Consider the following 15,878-nt stretch of genomic DNA (forward strand, 5'->3'; position numbering starts at 1 on the left):
AAATACTGCCAAGAAGACGAATTTTAAACGCATCTGTGAATCTAAATCGGCTCAAAAGCTATGTACCTACGGCTATGGCATTTGTTTTTCCTGATTGACGAGCTGATTCAAGACGTTAAACATTTCATACATTGCAACTGGTTTACCAATATGATTTACAAAACCTAAGCTTTTGTAATGCTCTATATCCTGAGGCATTACGTTGGCAGTCAAGGCTATGACAGGAACACTCGGATCAAGTTTTTGGATTAGTGAAAAAGCCTCAATCCCATCCATTTCAGGCATTTGAATGTCCATCAATACAATGTCATAAACGCTGGCTTCAAACGCTTGTACCGCCAATCTACCATTTTCGACTAACTTTACCTGTGCGCCTGTTTTTTCAAACATCTTTTTGATAACAATTTGGTTTATTTCATTGTCCTCTGCGATGAGGATTTTAATCTCAGAAAAGTTGGGGAGCATGTCTTTGCTCGCCTCTTTTTCAACACTTGGCAGCGCTGCTTTTTGCAATGGCAAAGTTACACTAACACAGGTTCCTTGACCTTCCACACTCTCAAGACGTAACTCCCCTGCCATTAACCTCACTAAACTGGCTGTGATGGCTAAGCCTAATCCAGTACCGCCATACTTGCGCGTTGTGGAAGAATCGGCCTGTTTAAAGCGCTCAAAAATTGAATCTTGAGTTTCTTGTGCCATCCCAATACCAGAGTCAATAACATCTATATGCAGGGCGCATGTTTCACCATTGTGTTTTGTTTTCACCTCAACTTGAACGCCACCAACTTCCGTGAATTTGATAGCGTTTGATATCAAGTTAAGCAAAATCTGCCTGACTCGCACAGCGTCACCAAGCCACCCTCGGGTTAACGCCATCTCAAACTGTGCCTCGAGTGAAATCGACTTTTTCAGCGCATCACCTTTTAAATCCGAAATCACTGACTCTACAGTATCGTGTATAGAAAAAGGAGCTGCTTCTAACTCCATCTTATGGGCTTCAATCTTTGAGAAATCCAAAATATCATTAATGACGGTAAGCAAAGACTGTGCAGAATACACAGCCTTAGAAACTAAATGCTTTGACTCACTATTAAGCTTTTCTTGCTCAAGCACTTGTAACGCACCTAATATGCCATTCATTGGTGTTCGGATCTCATGACTCATATTCGCTAAGAATTCACTTTTGGCGTTAGAAGCTTGCTCAGCCTTTATTTTTGCCTCCGTCAAAGCTTCATTTTTTTGTCGCATTTCATCCCGAGAACGCTTAATTTGTCCAGCATACTTTCGATTAAAAAACCCGACATTACAACAGTATAGATAAACACTTACAGCCGCGACGATTTTGGTAAGAAGTGGAGACTGGTCAACAAACTCAAACCCAAGTAATAAGCCGCCTGTTATACACCCTAATAACAGCATAGCGGTGCACATGTAGTACCTTTTAATGCCTCCTAGGATTAAGCTATTTAGTGAGTTTACAATTAACAGTGCGAACACCACCCAAATTTGAAATCCAGTGGCTGCACACCAGACCCCGTAAAACAACGCATCAAGGTACAAGTTTATGTATTCAGCCCCCATGCGCTCTGATGCAAGCTTGCTATGCAAACGTGCCAAGTGGGGCCAAAGGGCACAGTTCAAAAAAATAAAACCAATAGTGGTTAACGTGAGGTCGTTATACAGTGCCCCAATGAGCATCACCGCCATTAGCACACATCCGATAATACGGGGCGCATAATTCAGTTTGCCAAGAGATGGTTTGTGTTTTGATGTATCATTTGTGTGTTGAGCAGACGTCATGTCAAATACGTAAATCCAAGCGCAGCTATCCTCTTAACTTTATACACTAAAAAACACTTTTTTATTTGTTTTTTAACCCAATAAGTTAAAAAAATGCAACCATATGTACTTTCAACACAATCAGTGCTTAGTTCAATATGCACATTGCTCCGCAAACCTAGTTTCAATACCCGTTGTTATGCTTACCTTAAAGCGGGTTGAGATATAAAAGGCTTTTTATTGATATAATGACATGAGTAATCTATTTCCAAGGCCCAATTTTTAACTTGCCCTATCATTCATTGAAAAATCAAAAGCGCTAGACTTGCATACATCCAGCGCTAGAAGTAACACGATGATTAAATTTTAGGCCTGAGACTTTCTATCACTTGAGCATCTACCCAATAGCTTTTCCCAACCCAGTTTTGACTACCATCCTCTTTAACCTGCCAGTCACCTCGAGAGAAAAACAAATACTTTCCATCATGAGTCACTCGAGGGGAACTTTCATTCAAGTCAGTATTTATCAATGGCCCCATGTTTACGGCAGGTAGCCACACACCTTGCTTGCTTTTAAAGCTGATGTAAATGTCTGACTTTCCATGCCCATCGCCGCGCACAACATCCCACATTAGATACGACTCATCTGGTGCAATGTAAGGATGAGCAATCCATTCGCCCTGATTGATTTGCTCGCCAAGTTTGATTGGATTTTGATGCTTCCCATTGACCATACGTGAATAGCCTATGTTTCCTTTCCCTTTGTCTTCTTTTTTATAAAATGGAAAAAAGTAAGTACCTTGCGCTGAAATAGAGATGCCGTGTCCTTGCTCTTTTAAAAACGAGCCTTGCTTTTTTGGCTTAGACCACCCAGTTTTTGTTTTACTTCTAAACCATTTACCTCCATACATCATGCTGCCATCTAAAGAAAATTGTGGCCATCTAATATCGGTTTCAGATGCCTCTCCCCAGTGGCCATTTTCAAATCGAATCACAAAAAATACGCGTTCTTTGTATTTGCCATTTTTCCTTGTGAAATAAAATTCCTTCATATCTGGTGAAAATGTACCACCTTCAAATCGGCCATCTGGTGACACTACTTTGGGGTCAAAGAGCTTAGGGATTAACCCTGGTGGCGTTTCTCCAAAATAATGCTGTTCGGTTACTGCTGAAGTTTGTTGAGCAAATGTATTGCCACTCACACTCATAGCAGACAGTAGCAAACAAGCTGACATATAAATACGATTCATAGTTCACCTTAATTATTTAAATCAATGAGTTAATTTTTTTACTTGTATGACACTGAGGTCAAAACCTAATCTAAACGCTGCCGATGAAAAAAACCTGACGTCATAATGATTTTGAAGTGATTTGAACATGACGACGTAATGAGACTTTTAAAGTCACTTTAAAACAGAAAAATTATTTTGGTACTGTATGAAAGTCGTAAGTGGAAAAGTTTGATAGAAATAAAATTATATCGATATAAGTCAAATGTTTAACATTATTCGCTATGAAACCTATGTTCTATGTCCAATGATAAGGTGGGACAATGGGTTGCAGTGAACGCACTTTTACAGGCGAGCTTGTTCAATCGAACCAGATAATCGAACTAGATAGCGCGCCCTCTGAACGACTATAACTAGTTTAGCTATACCACAACACACTGCACTTCATCGACTCGTTACTCAGAGTGAGTCAATTCAGACCGAGTCAAGTCAGACCGGACCCAGTGTGTTGCGTGTTATAACAGTAATGTCGACTAAGCACCCGTTAAATCAAAAATATATGAAACATGTACGCCATAGAAAATACAAGGCGTTAAAATCACACTGGCAAAAATGAATGCCTTAGTCAGTTGTTTGTTATTCTTTTCTCTAACCATCTTGAGCCCAAAAGCAGCAATAATGAGCAGCGGTAGCAAATAGTGAATTCTAATTAAGGGCATTAAAACAAACAGTCGCTTAACTTCTACAGACATTGTTAAATCATAGGCCTCTATCATCATAGGAGCCCCAACAAAAACACCAATAACCAACGTGGTGATATATAAAACGATTAAGAACCACCAAGGTGTGGATTCTATAAATTTGATCATATGTATGTGCACTTAGCGCCTAAAAACAAGGCTTTTGAATGCTTGGCTAAAACAAAATTGGAATGAGCGTCAGCCAAGCTTTAGACGCACCATTCATAACTTCCTTAATATTTTACAACTTTTGATAGCGCAAAATATAGCAATTAATTTGCCACTTGAGATAAACAGCTAAGCACACTAGTAATTTTTGATTGAGTTTTATGTCCCACAGGGGCTGCAAACAGCCCAAGAATTACAAAACCCACCAATATTAGAGACGATATTGCTCAATCGTTTTTGTTCTGCAGCAACGAACTCGTGAGTTACATTACTGTTCACGATAATCAATACATGACCTGGCAACTCATCTTCTTCGTTTGGCTCAACATAACTAGCCTGCGGCAAAATACTGGAAATTTCTGTTTGCTGCTTTTGAGTTAGTGGCCACGCGTCAAACTCTACATAAAATTCAATGTTATGCGCAGTATCAAAGTCAAAGTCTCTTTCAGCCAAAATACGCAACATATCGCCATCAGCATCCAAAGGCCAAGTCATTGTTTCAATCATAGGTCTCTTCTTAAAAAATTTTGTCTACATTACTAGTCGTATGAAGGGACGATAGATTTACTTATTTTTTATCATTACTCGGGAGAGTTTGGGGTTTGCGACACTAAACGTGCCCTGTGGACAACGTGCTTAGGGTTGATAGAAACAAATTTAAAGTCGCGCCTAGTGCGCGACTTTAAATGACATTACACCGTTATTTACTGCTTGTTTTGTTTTAATAACGCATCAAGCTTTTCTTCAACGCGCAAGATATCTTCTTTTGTGGCCAACGCCTGCTCTGGTTTACCCTCTTCATCATGCATAATTTGCATTGCATCAACGATAATACCAATGAAAAGGTTAAGGACTGCAAAGCTGGTAATTATTATAAAAGGAACAAAAAATAACCATGACTGTGGAAACAATTCCATGGTCGGGCGAACAATTCCCATAGACCAGCTTTCTAATGTCATGACCTGAAATAAGGTATACGCTGATGCGCCAATACTGCCAAACCATTCTTGCATGTTAGGGTCCGGGTGCTGGCCAAAAAGCTTAGTCGTCAGTACTGCCGATACATAGAACACGATACCCAGCACACCAATAACCGAAGCCATACCGGGTAATGAGTGACCAAGTGCACCTATTACACGACGCATTTGGGGTACAACCGAAAACAACCTTAGTACCCTTAAAATTCTGAATGCACGCAGTACAGATAACGCCCCACCAGCTGGTACCCAAGCGATTGCAACTATGATGAAATCAAAGCAATTCCACCCTGATTTAAAAAATTTAAAACGATAAACAATGAGTTTTAAAACAAGCTCCAATGTAAAGATCAATAAAATAACAAGGTCTATTTTATGTAAAATAGTCACATTATCTTTACCAAATTGCGTTGTCTCTAGCCCCAAAGTCACGGCATTAAACAAAATAACGGCAATTAGAAAATTCTGAAACGTCTTCGCTTCTACAAGTGACGTCAGTTTTAACATGAAATTGTTTGAAGATGTCATGGCTCTTTTTTAGGAAAATAAAAGATAAGCAATGATTTAGAGGGAAGCCATTTTTGTCAAGCATAAATACACGTATCCACTGCTCAACCACTTTTAGATATTTGCATTATAAGACCCTCCCAATCCTTCTTCTGGCCAGTTAGCCCAGCTCAGCCTTGAACATTACTTTGCTTACGCTTTTTGCACTTAAATATCGCATTTTACTGTCTATGTAGCTTTGCATTTTGACTCTCAAATGAATTCGCAAATCTCCAAAACACTGTAGAGGCCACAATTACAAGCATGAAAATGGCAGTGCAAAACCTATAAAGCATTGAAATATAAATACATATTTTATTAGTAAAAAATGGCATAAGTTTCGCTACGTAGTTAATGAGTAGATATGAAAGCAATCAGTATCAAGTAAAACGAGCAGTACAACATACGGTCTGATACCTGATATCTCTCACTGAATTGGACATAAATTAAGGGTCTAGCATGACGAGACTGAATAGAAGAGAGACGTCCTTGCACAAGATGTATCAACATCATGGACTATTACGATTTCAAAATATGTATTCCCAAGCCACATTAACCAAATGGAATCGAGTACTAGATCCGGTATTCAAACGCCTATCCTCACAAGCTCGTAGCTATGTAAAGCCAGATGAGCTGGTGAAGTTGGGGATCTTCAAAGAAGTTATGTGTAAACGCTTGTTAAATGTGATCAGCATACTGGATCCTTGCCCCACGCTGTTTCACTGTCACTGTTTTGAAATCGGCGACACTTGCCATGAAAATCTGCTTGATTGCAACGGGCTAGATGGCTGGCACCGAGAGCCGAGTGATCCAAGTATAAGGTCGGTACGTGGTTGCAGACCTTACTCTATTTATATTTACCTGACAGATGTTGCACACACTGACTTTGGCTCCTTTGAAATCGTGCCAGGATATGAGGCAGGCCCACTGAAGAGCGATATGAAAAGCTGTAATATCACAGGAAATAAAGGCACTTGTTTTTTGTGGAATCGTGACCTTTACCATCGCCCCAATGCAAATCGTTCATCTAAGAAACAGCGGATCTTGAAACTGTCGATACAAACTAACGGTTGGGCTAACGCTAGCATACAGCTAAAAGAGTTTAAAAATGCCTTAACAGGTTTGGGTGGTGATGATCCGGCGCTTGCCTATCTCTTAGGTAGTCACTTTGGAAACAATCAAGCAATCAATACAATGCCCTATACCCGAACAGGGGATCTACCCCGAATAAAGCCACTTGATTGTTCTGAAAAAACAAAAGTACCGACCAAAGCCGCAACGATGCTACGCAAGATAAAATACAAACTAGATAAGGCACTGGGTATTTAGGCGTGACTAGACACAGGCACTTTGATGGTTAATACATTACTTTATTTCTGCCTGTATTTTTCGCTTCATATAATTTGGTATCGGCTTGTTTAAGTATGCTGTCAACGGAGTCATCTGCATTGGTCATTTGTGCAACACCACAACTGACTGTGACAGTTAAGTGATTGCCACTTATAGGCTTATCTCGAATAACAGAACAAAGCTTTTGCGCACTTTCTACGGCTTGCTCCATATCGGAGCCAGGTAAAACGACCACAAACTCCTCCCCACCAATCCGTGCAATGAATTCATTTGCTCGCTGATATTGCTGTGTAATTCGATTGGCGACTTCTATTAAAACTTCATCACCGACATCATGACCATAGGTATCATTCACGTTTTTAAATTTATCAATGTCTAGCAAAATAACTGAAAGCGCTAAATGATGTCGCTGATTGTATCGTATCAAAGCTTCAAGTTGCTCAACCATATAGCGACGATTAAAAGACTGTGTAAGAGGGTCCGTATTAGCTAAATTGAGCATCGCGTTGGAGAGCTGCTTTTGCTTATAGGCAAACACGCTTACACCCACAAGTATCGATATGGTCAATAAGATATAAAGCGTCCGTAGCTTATTTTCATCCATTAAGGCTTTTAGTGACGCTTGTTGCAATCTGATTTGCTTATCTGCAAGCTTTATTTTCGTTTCCTTGAGATCGGTTTCAAACTTTACTCTGGTTTCCTTCTCTAGCTTAAGCTTCTCATTTTCTCTCGCCTTTTTCTCCAAATCTATGTATTTAAATAGAATCTCTAGTGCATGTTGATCGCGTTCTAGAGCATCTAACGATTTCGCTTTCGTGAAAAGTAACTGCCTTTCGTAGCGGTTATAATAGCGGCTTTCAAACTGTTTAAGTAAATCGCTGGCTTGTAAAACAGTATTTAGCGCTAGTTCAGCTTGATTTAACGCCAGATAAGCTTGGGCTTGCTCCAAACGCAATACGGTCATTCGAACTGGGTTATGCGCTGTCGTCCATTCGTATTGTTTAGCTTGCTCCATGTAAGATATTGTTTTCTCATATTGCTGCTGCTTGTAGGCAATACGAGCTAAACCAAATGGTACCCAAAACTTTGCGCGATCAATATTAAATTCGGAAGCAACAGGCCGCGCTTGTTGGTAGCAAGCTTGCGCCTCCTTCAATCTACCAGCTCGAACATACACTGGGCATAAGCCATAATAACTATACATAACATCTACCCAATGGTTATGCTTCTGTGCATTTTGTAGCGCTCTGTATTTCAACGTTATGGCTTCTTCGTAATTCCCCAATACCGAGTAATATGCCCCCATCACATTATTAATATAAGTTTGATATTGCTCTGAGACCCCTTCATTTTGAGACAGCTTGTAGGCCTGACTTAAAACATCAAAAGAGGCTGCCGCATCCTCTGTCCAAAGCAAATATGCGCCCAAATATGTTTTAGCCTTTATTTGCATTTCGATGTCTCGCCACTTAACAAAGCCATCAAGTGCACGCCTGACATCGGCTTTCGCTTGCTCCATCTTGCCTTGCTCAAGTTGCTGCAAACTTAAATGCATGAGTAAATAAGCATGAGCCCAACTATTTGAGTTTTTTGATGCATCTTTGGCAAGTTTGTAGTGTAAAGTCGTTTTATCAATGTGGCCCTTAAAATAATAAAGTTGCCCCAATAAGGTGTGATAAAAGCTCAAAGCTGCTGAATTAGAGGTGCCTTTAATGGACAGTTTTATAGACTCAATAGACTTGTCAGGAGATATCAAACTTGCTTCAAGCGCCTGTTTATACTCATCAATTGGCTCATCAACCGCAACGCTGTCAATAGACAGTAGAGTGATAAAGAAAATCAAAACAAATCTTGCTATGGCGCTCACAAAATAGCCCAGATGAATATAGATTTAGTTGTAATATTAGCCTAATGCAGGCAACTGTGGGCCCGTATTCTATTTAAAGTACAGCGTGGCTTCTCCAAATGATAAGCCAGCGCTGCACCACTTATCTATGCTGCACTTTCTGCCTAGAGAATTCAGTAAACTCTCGACATATTTCTATACCAACTCTATATCTAAGCACCCCAACAACCTGATTGCTTCAAAGCGATCAAACTTTGCTTTTTTAAGGTCATTGCTAAAGATATCGATATCGAAGTCGGTCGCATTTGAAAAATCAGCACCTTGAAGGTTTGTATCCGCAAACAAAGAGCGACCAAAGTCAGTATGTTGAAAGTTAGCGTTGCTAAAATCTCCTGCCCTAAAGTCAACGCCTCGAGCGACACAGCTTTCCATTAATAGATCTGGCAACGATAATCCATAAAACGAACTGTCACTCACCAAACAATCATAAAACTGGATTGGAGCGCTAAATATTGGCCGAGGCCAGGCGACTTTACTCCAATCAATACCGAGCGCTTTTGAGTCTCGAAAGATCACATCTGAAAACTTGCTGTACTCCATTTTTGCGAGGCTCAAATTACATTTTGAGAACTCACAATCTACAAATTTGCACCGACTAAAAATGGTTTCAAAAAAGTTGCACCCGATAAATGTGCAGTTTTCAAACTCCTTTGAAGAGAGTTTTTCGCCAGAAAAGTCCTCTCCTTCAAACGTCTTAGACCAAAATTCGTTTTCTTCTCTAATCCCCACGAAACCTCCTTATAACTCTTTCTCGATTCTATTGGATCAATCGAATCGTCTTATAATAATGTAAACTGCCATACCTTAAGCCAAAGTGTGGCAGCTTATTGATATCTGATTTAAACAGCTTTTGATGTATTGAACATGTCAATAAGAGCAGCTCTTATCAATTTTCAATTATGTGGTTAAATCGTTGCTCCAGTTGTGCGGCTTGGCAAAACCCGAGTGTCAATGGATATGCTTGATTTTCTTCGCTAATGTAAAAGAGTGCAGGAAAACCACTTACCCTTAGCTGCTGCGTAATACCGAGGTGCTGTTGAAGTAGATCCTCTGTCTCTTGAGCATTCAATGCTTGTAAAAACTCATCGCCATTTATCTCTATCGAGCGAGCACAATCTACTAACGTTTCTTGTAATGATGGGTTTTTAGCTTGTTGATAGTAAGCTGATTGAATCGCTTTAACCATATTCTGTGCACTGTTTTCCAACAGTCGTTCAGCAGCAATAACGGCTCTACAGGCCAAGTATGTAGCGCGATAAGGCGTATTCAGTTGCCAGTAGTCATGGTTAAACGTTACTTGGCTTTTCTTTTCAATTTCATACCAATACGCAGAAATTGTTTGTTTCAGCTCTTCAGGCATAGGCTGATCTGTATCGGGAGCTAAGCCACCCATTACCCAGTTAATTTCAGCGGTTGGGTAATGACTCAAGAATTGTTCTAGCTCTGGTTGGAACCCAAAGCACCATCCGCACATCGGATCCATCACGTATAAAAATCGCATGTTTCTCTACTTTATATTTAGTAGCTTGGCGCAAAGTACTCCCAATCACATCAAGCTTATTAATTCATCATGCCATTATACACAGAGTAATGAACATTAAACCCTAGGTGAAATACTGAATTGAGCACATAGACCTTAGCAAACACTTTACAAGATTCGTATTTGGAAGTTTTGTGCACAATTGAAATTAAGAGGTGTTAAAGCGACACACGGCTGCATCGCTCGAAGGCCTATTTAGAATTCAAAATTAACTTGTACGGGGTAATGATCAGACAGCTCATTGTAGTAGCCATTATGGTAATAGCGCCCATCACTTAAGTTCCAATTCCCTTTTAGGTAACTCCAATACCAGTTATTTTGCGATTTTGGATAACGTACTGTCATTTTAGGCGCGTTTGTAGGTTGTTTATGATCAGTGTGCCAAAACACATAATCAAGTGTGTCATTGTAATCTAGGCTGTAGTCAAAGTAATAGGCATTAGCTTTGGTAAACCAATTGTGCTTAGCAGAAAAAGACCCAACTTGCGGCGTTTGAAAGTTCAGCCCAGCGCGCGCAGTACTGAGCATATCCGTTACTTCAGATTGTTTGCTCCACTCTACATTCATATCACCACCGATAATCACCGGCTCACTCACAGGAATATTTTCAGACTCAATAAATGACTGAATTTCTCTCAATTGGCCCATGCGAACGCGATGTTCTTGTTCTGTATTGCCATCGTGGGTGGCTTGCAGGTGAGTGCCGATTAAGTGATAACGTTGACCACCTTTTTCGATCTCTACATAGGCGAACCCTTTGTTTGCCAAATAATCCCAGCTTCCACTCAAGCTATTGGTAAATACATGTGCTTTTTGCGAAACAATAGGATGTTTAGAGAGAATCACCACACCACCGCGGATCACAAAAGGGCTGTTAGAACAATTGCCTGTTAACCCATCCCAACCGCTGCCACTGCAATCTTGACCCACATTAGGTGTTTGATACGGGTATTCATTTGAAAGTGCAGCCAGTGCTTGCTCAGCATCACTATTAAAAACTTCACTCACTAAAATAACATCTGGACGATTAGCCAATGAATTCAGTGCTGCGGGTAATCGCTCTGCGCGATTGCTTTGATCCCAGTCTTGCACATTTAGTTGCATAATATTATAAGCCATCACTTTAAGTGAGTCGGCCATTGTATGTGTACTTGCCAACATTGATACACATAATAGAGCATGTTTTATTTTCATTATTTCTCCAATACTTCATTATTTTTTGAGTCTTAAGTGTGTAACCACGCTTATTTGACTCATTTAAAATTAGAAATGTCGGAACATGAAAATAGTCATACTGAATGTCATTTCAATGTCATTATTTTGTCTTTTAAATTAATGTTTAACGGAATATATATTTAACTTTTATTTATTTTTAAATACAGAGCCACTTTTGAACTGGGTTTATTTTGGTTTTAGAGACTAAAATCATCATAGATAGTCACCAAGTTAAGCGACTACTCAATTAGACATGTGGCACTCACCCTTCCTGTCGAGCGATTTGCTCATAACGGTCAAGCTGGGACAAATAGGCTGATTTAGCTGGGTCTGGTTTGATGTGCTCAGCGTGAGATCTCAACAACTCAATATATGCCTTAACGGTAATATTCAATTCAGCTGCACCTATATTATTGAGGATCAACACCTGCTTACTCTCATCTGCGGCAAGTAAAGCATTTGACCATTGCTCTGGACTTTGAATCATGTGAAATTGTGGATTGGGGTTAAACTTCGTTTTAATGATTACCCACCACTTTTGAGCTTTTAGTGCAAATAACAGTACGAATAAGCACAGAGGAATAAGCAGTATCAGTCCTGCAACAAAATAAACCCAGTTGCCTTGCAACTTAATTATTTTATCTATTATTTCCACTCCTAGTTTCAAAGCCATTGGAAATACCAGCATCCCCCCAATAACGACCAAAATATATGCGAAGGGGCTTGCGTCACTTTCGTCTTTAATCTTTGAATAAGCAAACATTAAGCAAGCCACAAATAAAAACAACCCGCCAGTCCAAGTTATCACCTCCCAAGGCAGTGCTTCGATGGCTTTGATATCTATGAATCGCGACGCCACTAGAGCAAGAATTGCCAACCCTAGGGGCTGTCTCGCCATCAGTAATACAAGTCCCAATGCAATGGCAATGACCCAATTGTCGAGTAAGAACTTTACAACTGAAGAAAAACTTATCGCGTCATTTGACCATGGGGGAAACAAACCAAAAAAGAAGTTCGCGAGCATGATAGCTAACAAAGCAAAAGCGACTAAAGCACCAGTGACCTTATCTCGCAAAAATGAAAAAATGCCTTCACGAAATGGCTTGCCCCATTGCTGTGGCACAGCATAACTGGCAACAATCGACGCAAGCGCGTACGTGCTAAAGCACAACACGAGTAATGGGTATAGTAATATTGTGCTCAGTAAGCAGAAAAAGATGCCGCCTATCACATTAGGAAAACTGCTTTGCATAGACCAGATAGTCACAGCGTAAATATAAACATGTATTGAAACTAGCGTACATCCCAATGCCACTATATACATACAACTTGTCGTCAGACAAGTAAAGCCAATAAACACTAAAGTGCAAGTCCAATAAAACCATGGACTATCAAATAATCCCGCAAGCTTAGTGCGGTACAAATTTCGTGTGTACCGCTTTTGTATCTGTTTTAGCTTGTTTAGTTCGGTATTAACCCACGCTTCAAGGCTAAGAATTTCAACCTCTTGATTGCTCTTTTTCGCCTCGAAATTGGGGGACTTTCTCACCTTCTCAGCGAGAGTTTTTAAACGCGCATATTCGTTATGGTCAATTCGATAATCCTCGGCGGTATGTTGAAGAATGGTATCGATACTTAACCCAATCAGTCCTAACGAAACAGCAGCACACAAGAGTGCAAAAAAGCTGAGCATTAAACTGGTTTTGTATACGGCCGTACATTCTCGGCTTTTATTTTGTTCTGCAACCTTACGCAATGACGCGGCGCGATTTAATAACTCCCCTTTTTCAACTGCTTTTGAAATTTCAAAGTTAAATGCCTCTGTTGTGTGCCCCTTGCGAAGATCTTGTGCAGTCAGCAAATCAATCGCTTGAATCTTGAGCCAATCAACATCTGCCATTTGACAACGTTTACTAAATGCGTGTAAATCGATATCCGGAACTACTGCCAAAGCACGCAATGTACGAATATGTATAATTGGCTCGGCATAATGTACTAGCGCCCAAGCGCTTTCTAGTACGAGCAATCGTAGTTTTGCTTGCAGCTCATCCGCCTTGATACTGCGTGCCAATAACCGTGAAGCAAGTTCAACTAACTCAACCAGTTCACTACCATGCGCATTGGTTATTTGCGAACGCTCTGCAGAATCATAGTAGCCTGTAAAAGGTTTACTAGTGTCTCTCTGCGTATCGTTTAGCGCAGATAAAAACTGTGCTTTTCTCGTATAAAAAGCGGAACGTGCGGATTCTGAACTTCCTTTATTACCTTCCTCAATATCATCAAGACAAGGTTTGAGCTTTACCTCAATCGCGTCTATGAGTTGAGATACCCCAGCCTTTTGATGGCCAATCATCATTAGATTGACCAAGGTTTCTTGCCATCGGGGAATGGTAAATAGCGCTGACCATTGGGGGATTATCTTCCCTTTGTGAATAAAGCGTGCTGTTAGATATTCCTGAAACCTGTGATGCTCGAAACGGATCATTTCTCCGCTGTCCTGATCAACCAAAAAATGGTTCACATCACGACTTTTGCTGCTAATTAAAAGGCCACATTTCAATCCATTATCAATCGCTGTTTTACTGATTAAATTTTTCTCATTAGTCACGCTTTCCAATAGCACTGCACCACCACGGTTGCGCTCCGTTAAGTAATAAGCTAAGGCACACCATTGATGCTCATCACGATGAAAGTCATCAATCGACGCTTGTGGAAATTTCCTTTGATAATTGAGGCGTTGGTAGTGTTCGAAAAGCGCGATTCGATTGGTTGGCCAACAGTGATTGTTGCGTAAGTAAATTACCAAAAGCCAAAGATTAAAAGGGTTCGTGGTAGCGATTGAACTGCTGGGCCCGAGCAGAAAATCCGCCATTTCGTCGACTGTCCAACTCTTACTTTCGACACGTAAAGTTTTAACTTCACGAAACAGATGTTTTTTTAGGTATGATTTGACCTGCCTTTCTTCAAAAGGCAACAAAACAAGCCTTTGGTGGACAAAGTCCGGCGAAAAATCCGTGATACGACAACTAAACAAGGTTCGGACTCTATTGACTTTACTTTGAGCATATTCACTGAGCGCGCGGGTGTGGTCGTTGTATTTATATCGGCTCATCTCGTCCATGCCATCAAACAGCACGATTAACCGGTTATTTTCCTCCAGTGCACTCACTAAGTGGCCGATGCCAGCTTGCCAAGCATGCCTATACACTAATTGCTCTACTGATTGGCTATCTGGCGTTTCAACAAAAAAGTCTCCTAACCTTATCAATAAGCATGCTGCTGGCAATTGCTTAACTTTCTCTTGTTCACACAAACGCCACGCCGCCTGTTTAAGCGTCATAGATTTACCACTCCCAGGCTCACCTAATAGAACCAAAGGTTTGGTCGCTACATCCATTGCGTTAAGGATATTACGAACAATTTTACTTTTTCGGCTCAATAGCGCCATTGATGCAGAGGCGCTATCTCCTCCTTTGGCATGCCCTGCTAACTGCTTGATCAATTGCTGATAAGGCGTCAACACAGTCCTAGTATTATATTTACTAGAGGCGATACTTTTGGGCGCTTCTTGTGCTCGTAAAGGCACATAGCCTGACACGTCACTGGATAAATTGGTTTCAAAGTCTTGAATAAGGTTGGCGGCAAGATTAGACAAGTGCGCCACAATTGCCGGTCTTTGTGGAGGTTGTGAAAACACACCAATGTGAGCTAAATAGGTATGTAACCTTGGCGTGGTTGTATCCATTAGTTTTCGTATAAGTGATAACGAACGGTACTCAGACATGGCAGACGCATTTGCCATGTCTGGGGTAATGCGCATGTTGTGTAGATTGATATCTTCAGCCAACGCTCTGAAAAGGTTGAGTGGGATAACTACAGCCGTTTTTCGGACCTCATCTGCCACGCTCACAATGCCCACTACCGCTTGTAAAATCGGACACCACACTGGCGCCCCACTAAACCCCCCGCGTATTACCTCACCACCGTTACTTTTTTGATAAATATCATACCAACCATGTTCATTAACTGAATTGAATTGATAATCAGCAGTCGCCGAATCACCGCCGGTATCTTTGGGAAACCCACTCACTCTTACTGCCGTATTGTGAATACCCGATGGCACAACTAACTTGATGTAATTCGCGTTTAACGGCACTTTCTCTAGACTGTGTAAAAGCGCAATATCCCGCTCCACACGCTCGTCACAGTCAATTAGATTAGCGCGGAAATTCTTTTCTCTGCCCTCAACCCAAGGTCGAGTAAAATAGATTTCATCCCTTGTGAACTGATTACCTGAGACGACATGTGCGCAGCTCAAAATACGCGTCTCGTCAATCAACAACCCCGCGCCCACGCTCACACCCGCTCCTGTTTGAAAACGAACAATTCGCTCACAAAGCCAAGTCGGGTAACGCGGGTCAGCCATTT

Annotated in this window: 11 protein-coding genes; 1 reads left to right on the forward strand and 10 read right to left on the reverse strand. The window is 40.8% G+C overall.

The window, feature by feature from the left end:
* Positions 1-72: 72 nt before the first annotated feature.
* From N480_RS00665 to N480_RS00685, 5 genes are all read right to left on the reverse strand, one after another.
* A complete protein-coding gene (locus tag N480_RS00665) occupies positions 73-1,800 on the reverse strand; it encodes an ATP-binding protein (protein WP_063370614.1) in 1,728 nt (575 codons plus the stop codon).
* A 338-nt stretch (positions 1,801-2,138) separates the two neighbouring features.
* Positions 2,139-3,029 carry a PD40 domain-containing protein gene (locus N480_RS00670; protein WP_063370615.1) on the reverse strand — a complete coding sequence of 297 codons (891 nt, stop codon included), beginning with the start codon at positions 3,027-3,029 and terminating at the stop codon, positions 2,139-2,141.
* A 512-nt stretch (positions 3,030-3,541) separates the two neighbouring features.
* The gene (locus N480_RS00675; RefSeq protein WP_063370616.1) at positions 3,542-3,877 is read right to left on the reverse strand and encodes a hypothetical protein; all 336 of its coding nucleotides are present in this window, start codon (positions 3,875-3,877) and stop codon (positions 3,542-3,544) included.
* Positions 3,878-4,075: 198 nt separating this feature from the next.
* Positions 4,076-4,423: a ribonuclease E inhibitor RraB gene (locus tag N480_RS00680; protein WP_063370617.1), complete on the reverse strand. Its 348-nt coding sequence runs from the start codon at positions 4,421-4,423 to the stop codon at positions 4,076-4,078.
* A gap of 197 nt (positions 4,424-4,620) precedes the next feature.
* Positions 4,621-5,421, reverse strand: coding sequence for an ion transporter (locus tag N480_RS00685; protein WP_063370618.1), 801 nt, complete (start codon positions 5,419-5,421; stop codon positions 4,621-4,623).
* A gap of 477 nt (positions 5,422-5,898) precedes the next feature.
* Here N480_RS00685 and N480_RS00690 point away from each other — a divergent pair, with 477 nt between their 5' ends.
* On the forward strand, positions 5,899-6,768 hold the full coding sequence (locus tag N480_RS00690) for a hypothetical protein (protein WP_155732726.1): 870 nt from the start codon (positions 5,899-5,901) through the stop codon (positions 6,766-6,768).
* Between the two features lie 28 nt (positions 6,769-6,796).
* On the opposite strand, the gene N480_RS00695 is transcribed toward N480_RS00690, so the two are convergent.
* From N480_RS00695 to N480_RS00715, 5 genes are all read right to left on the reverse strand, one after another.
* Positions 6,797-8,656 carry a diguanylate cyclase gene (locus N480_RS00695; protein ID WP_063370620.1) on the reverse strand — a complete coding sequence of 620 codons (1,860 nt, stop codon included), beginning with the start codon at positions 8,654-8,656 and terminating at the stop codon, positions 6,797-6,799.
* A 174-nt stretch (positions 8,657-8,830) separates the two neighbouring features.
* Positions 8,831-9,424: a pentapeptide repeat-containing protein gene (locus N480_RS00700; protein WP_063370621.1), complete on the reverse strand. Its 594-nt coding sequence runs from the start codon at positions 9,422-9,424 to the stop codon at positions 8,831-8,833.
* Positions 9,425-9,581: 157 nt separating this feature from the next.
* Positions 9,582-10,196: a DsbA family protein gene (locus N480_RS00705; protein ID WP_063370622.1), complete on the reverse strand. Its 615-nt coding sequence runs from the start codon at positions 10,194-10,196 to the stop codon at positions 9,582-9,584.
* Between the two features lie 234 nt (positions 10,197-10,430).
* Positions 10,431-11,429: a sphingomyelin phosphodiesterase gene (locus tag N480_RS00710; RefSeq protein ID WP_063370623.1), complete on the reverse strand. Its 999-nt coding sequence runs from the start codon at positions 11,427-11,429 to the stop codon at positions 10,431-10,433.
* Between the two features lie 283 nt (positions 11,430-11,712).
* Complete coding sequence (locus N480_RS00715; RefSeq protein ID WP_063370624.1) at positions 11,713-15,876, reverse strand: trypsin-like peptidase domain-containing protein; 4,164 nt, start codon at positions 15,874-15,876, stop codon at positions 11,713-11,715.
* Positions 15,877-15,878 lie beyond the last annotated feature (2 nt).

The organism is Pseudoalteromonas luteoviolacea S2607, assembly GCF_001625575.1.
In the GTDB taxonomy this organism is placed as follows: domain Bacteria; phylum Pseudomonadota; class Gammaproteobacteria; order Enterobacterales; family Alteromonadaceae; genus Pseudoalteromonas; species Pseudoalteromonas luteoviolacea_E.

What these genes read in the sequence shown, in the direction of transcription:
- N480_RS00680 (WP_063370617.1), bottom strand. Translation starts at nt 4,423, where the DNA reads ATGATTGAAACAATGACTTGGCCTTTGGATGCTGATGGCGATATGTTG.
- N480_RS00715 (WP_063370624.1), bottom strand. Translation starts at nt 15,876, where the DNA reads ATGGCTGACCCGCGTTACCCGACTTGGCTTTGTGAGCGAATTGTTCGT.
- N480_RS00665 (WP_063370614.1), bottom strand. Translation starts at nt 1,800, where the DNA reads ATGACGTCTGCTCAACACACAAATGATACATCAAAACACAAACCATCT.
- N480_RS00685 (WP_063370618.1), bottom strand. Translation starts at nt 5,421, where the DNA reads ATGACATCTTCAAACAATTTCATGTTAAAACTGACGTCACTTGTAGAA.
- N480_RS00705 (WP_063370622.1), bottom strand. Translation starts at nt 10,196, where the DNA reads ATGCGATTTTTATACGTGATGGATCCGATGTGCGGATGGTGCTTTGGG.
- N480_RS00710 (WP_063370623.1), bottom strand. Translation starts at nt 11,429, where the DNA reads ATGAAAATAAAACATGCTCTATTATGTGTATCAATGTTGGCAAGTACA.
- N480_RS00690 (WP_155732726.1), top strand. Translation starts at nt 5,899, where the DNA reads ATGACGAGACTGAATAGAAGAGAGACGTCCTTGCACAAGATGTATCAA.
- N480_RS00670 (WP_063370615.1), bottom strand. Translation starts at nt 3,029, where the DNA reads ATGAATCGTATTTATATGTCAGCTTGTTTGCTACTGTCTGCTATGAGT.
- N480_RS00675 (WP_063370616.1), bottom strand. Translation starts at nt 3,877, where the DNA reads ATGATCAAATTTATAGAATCCACACCTTGGTGGTTCTTAATCGTTTTA.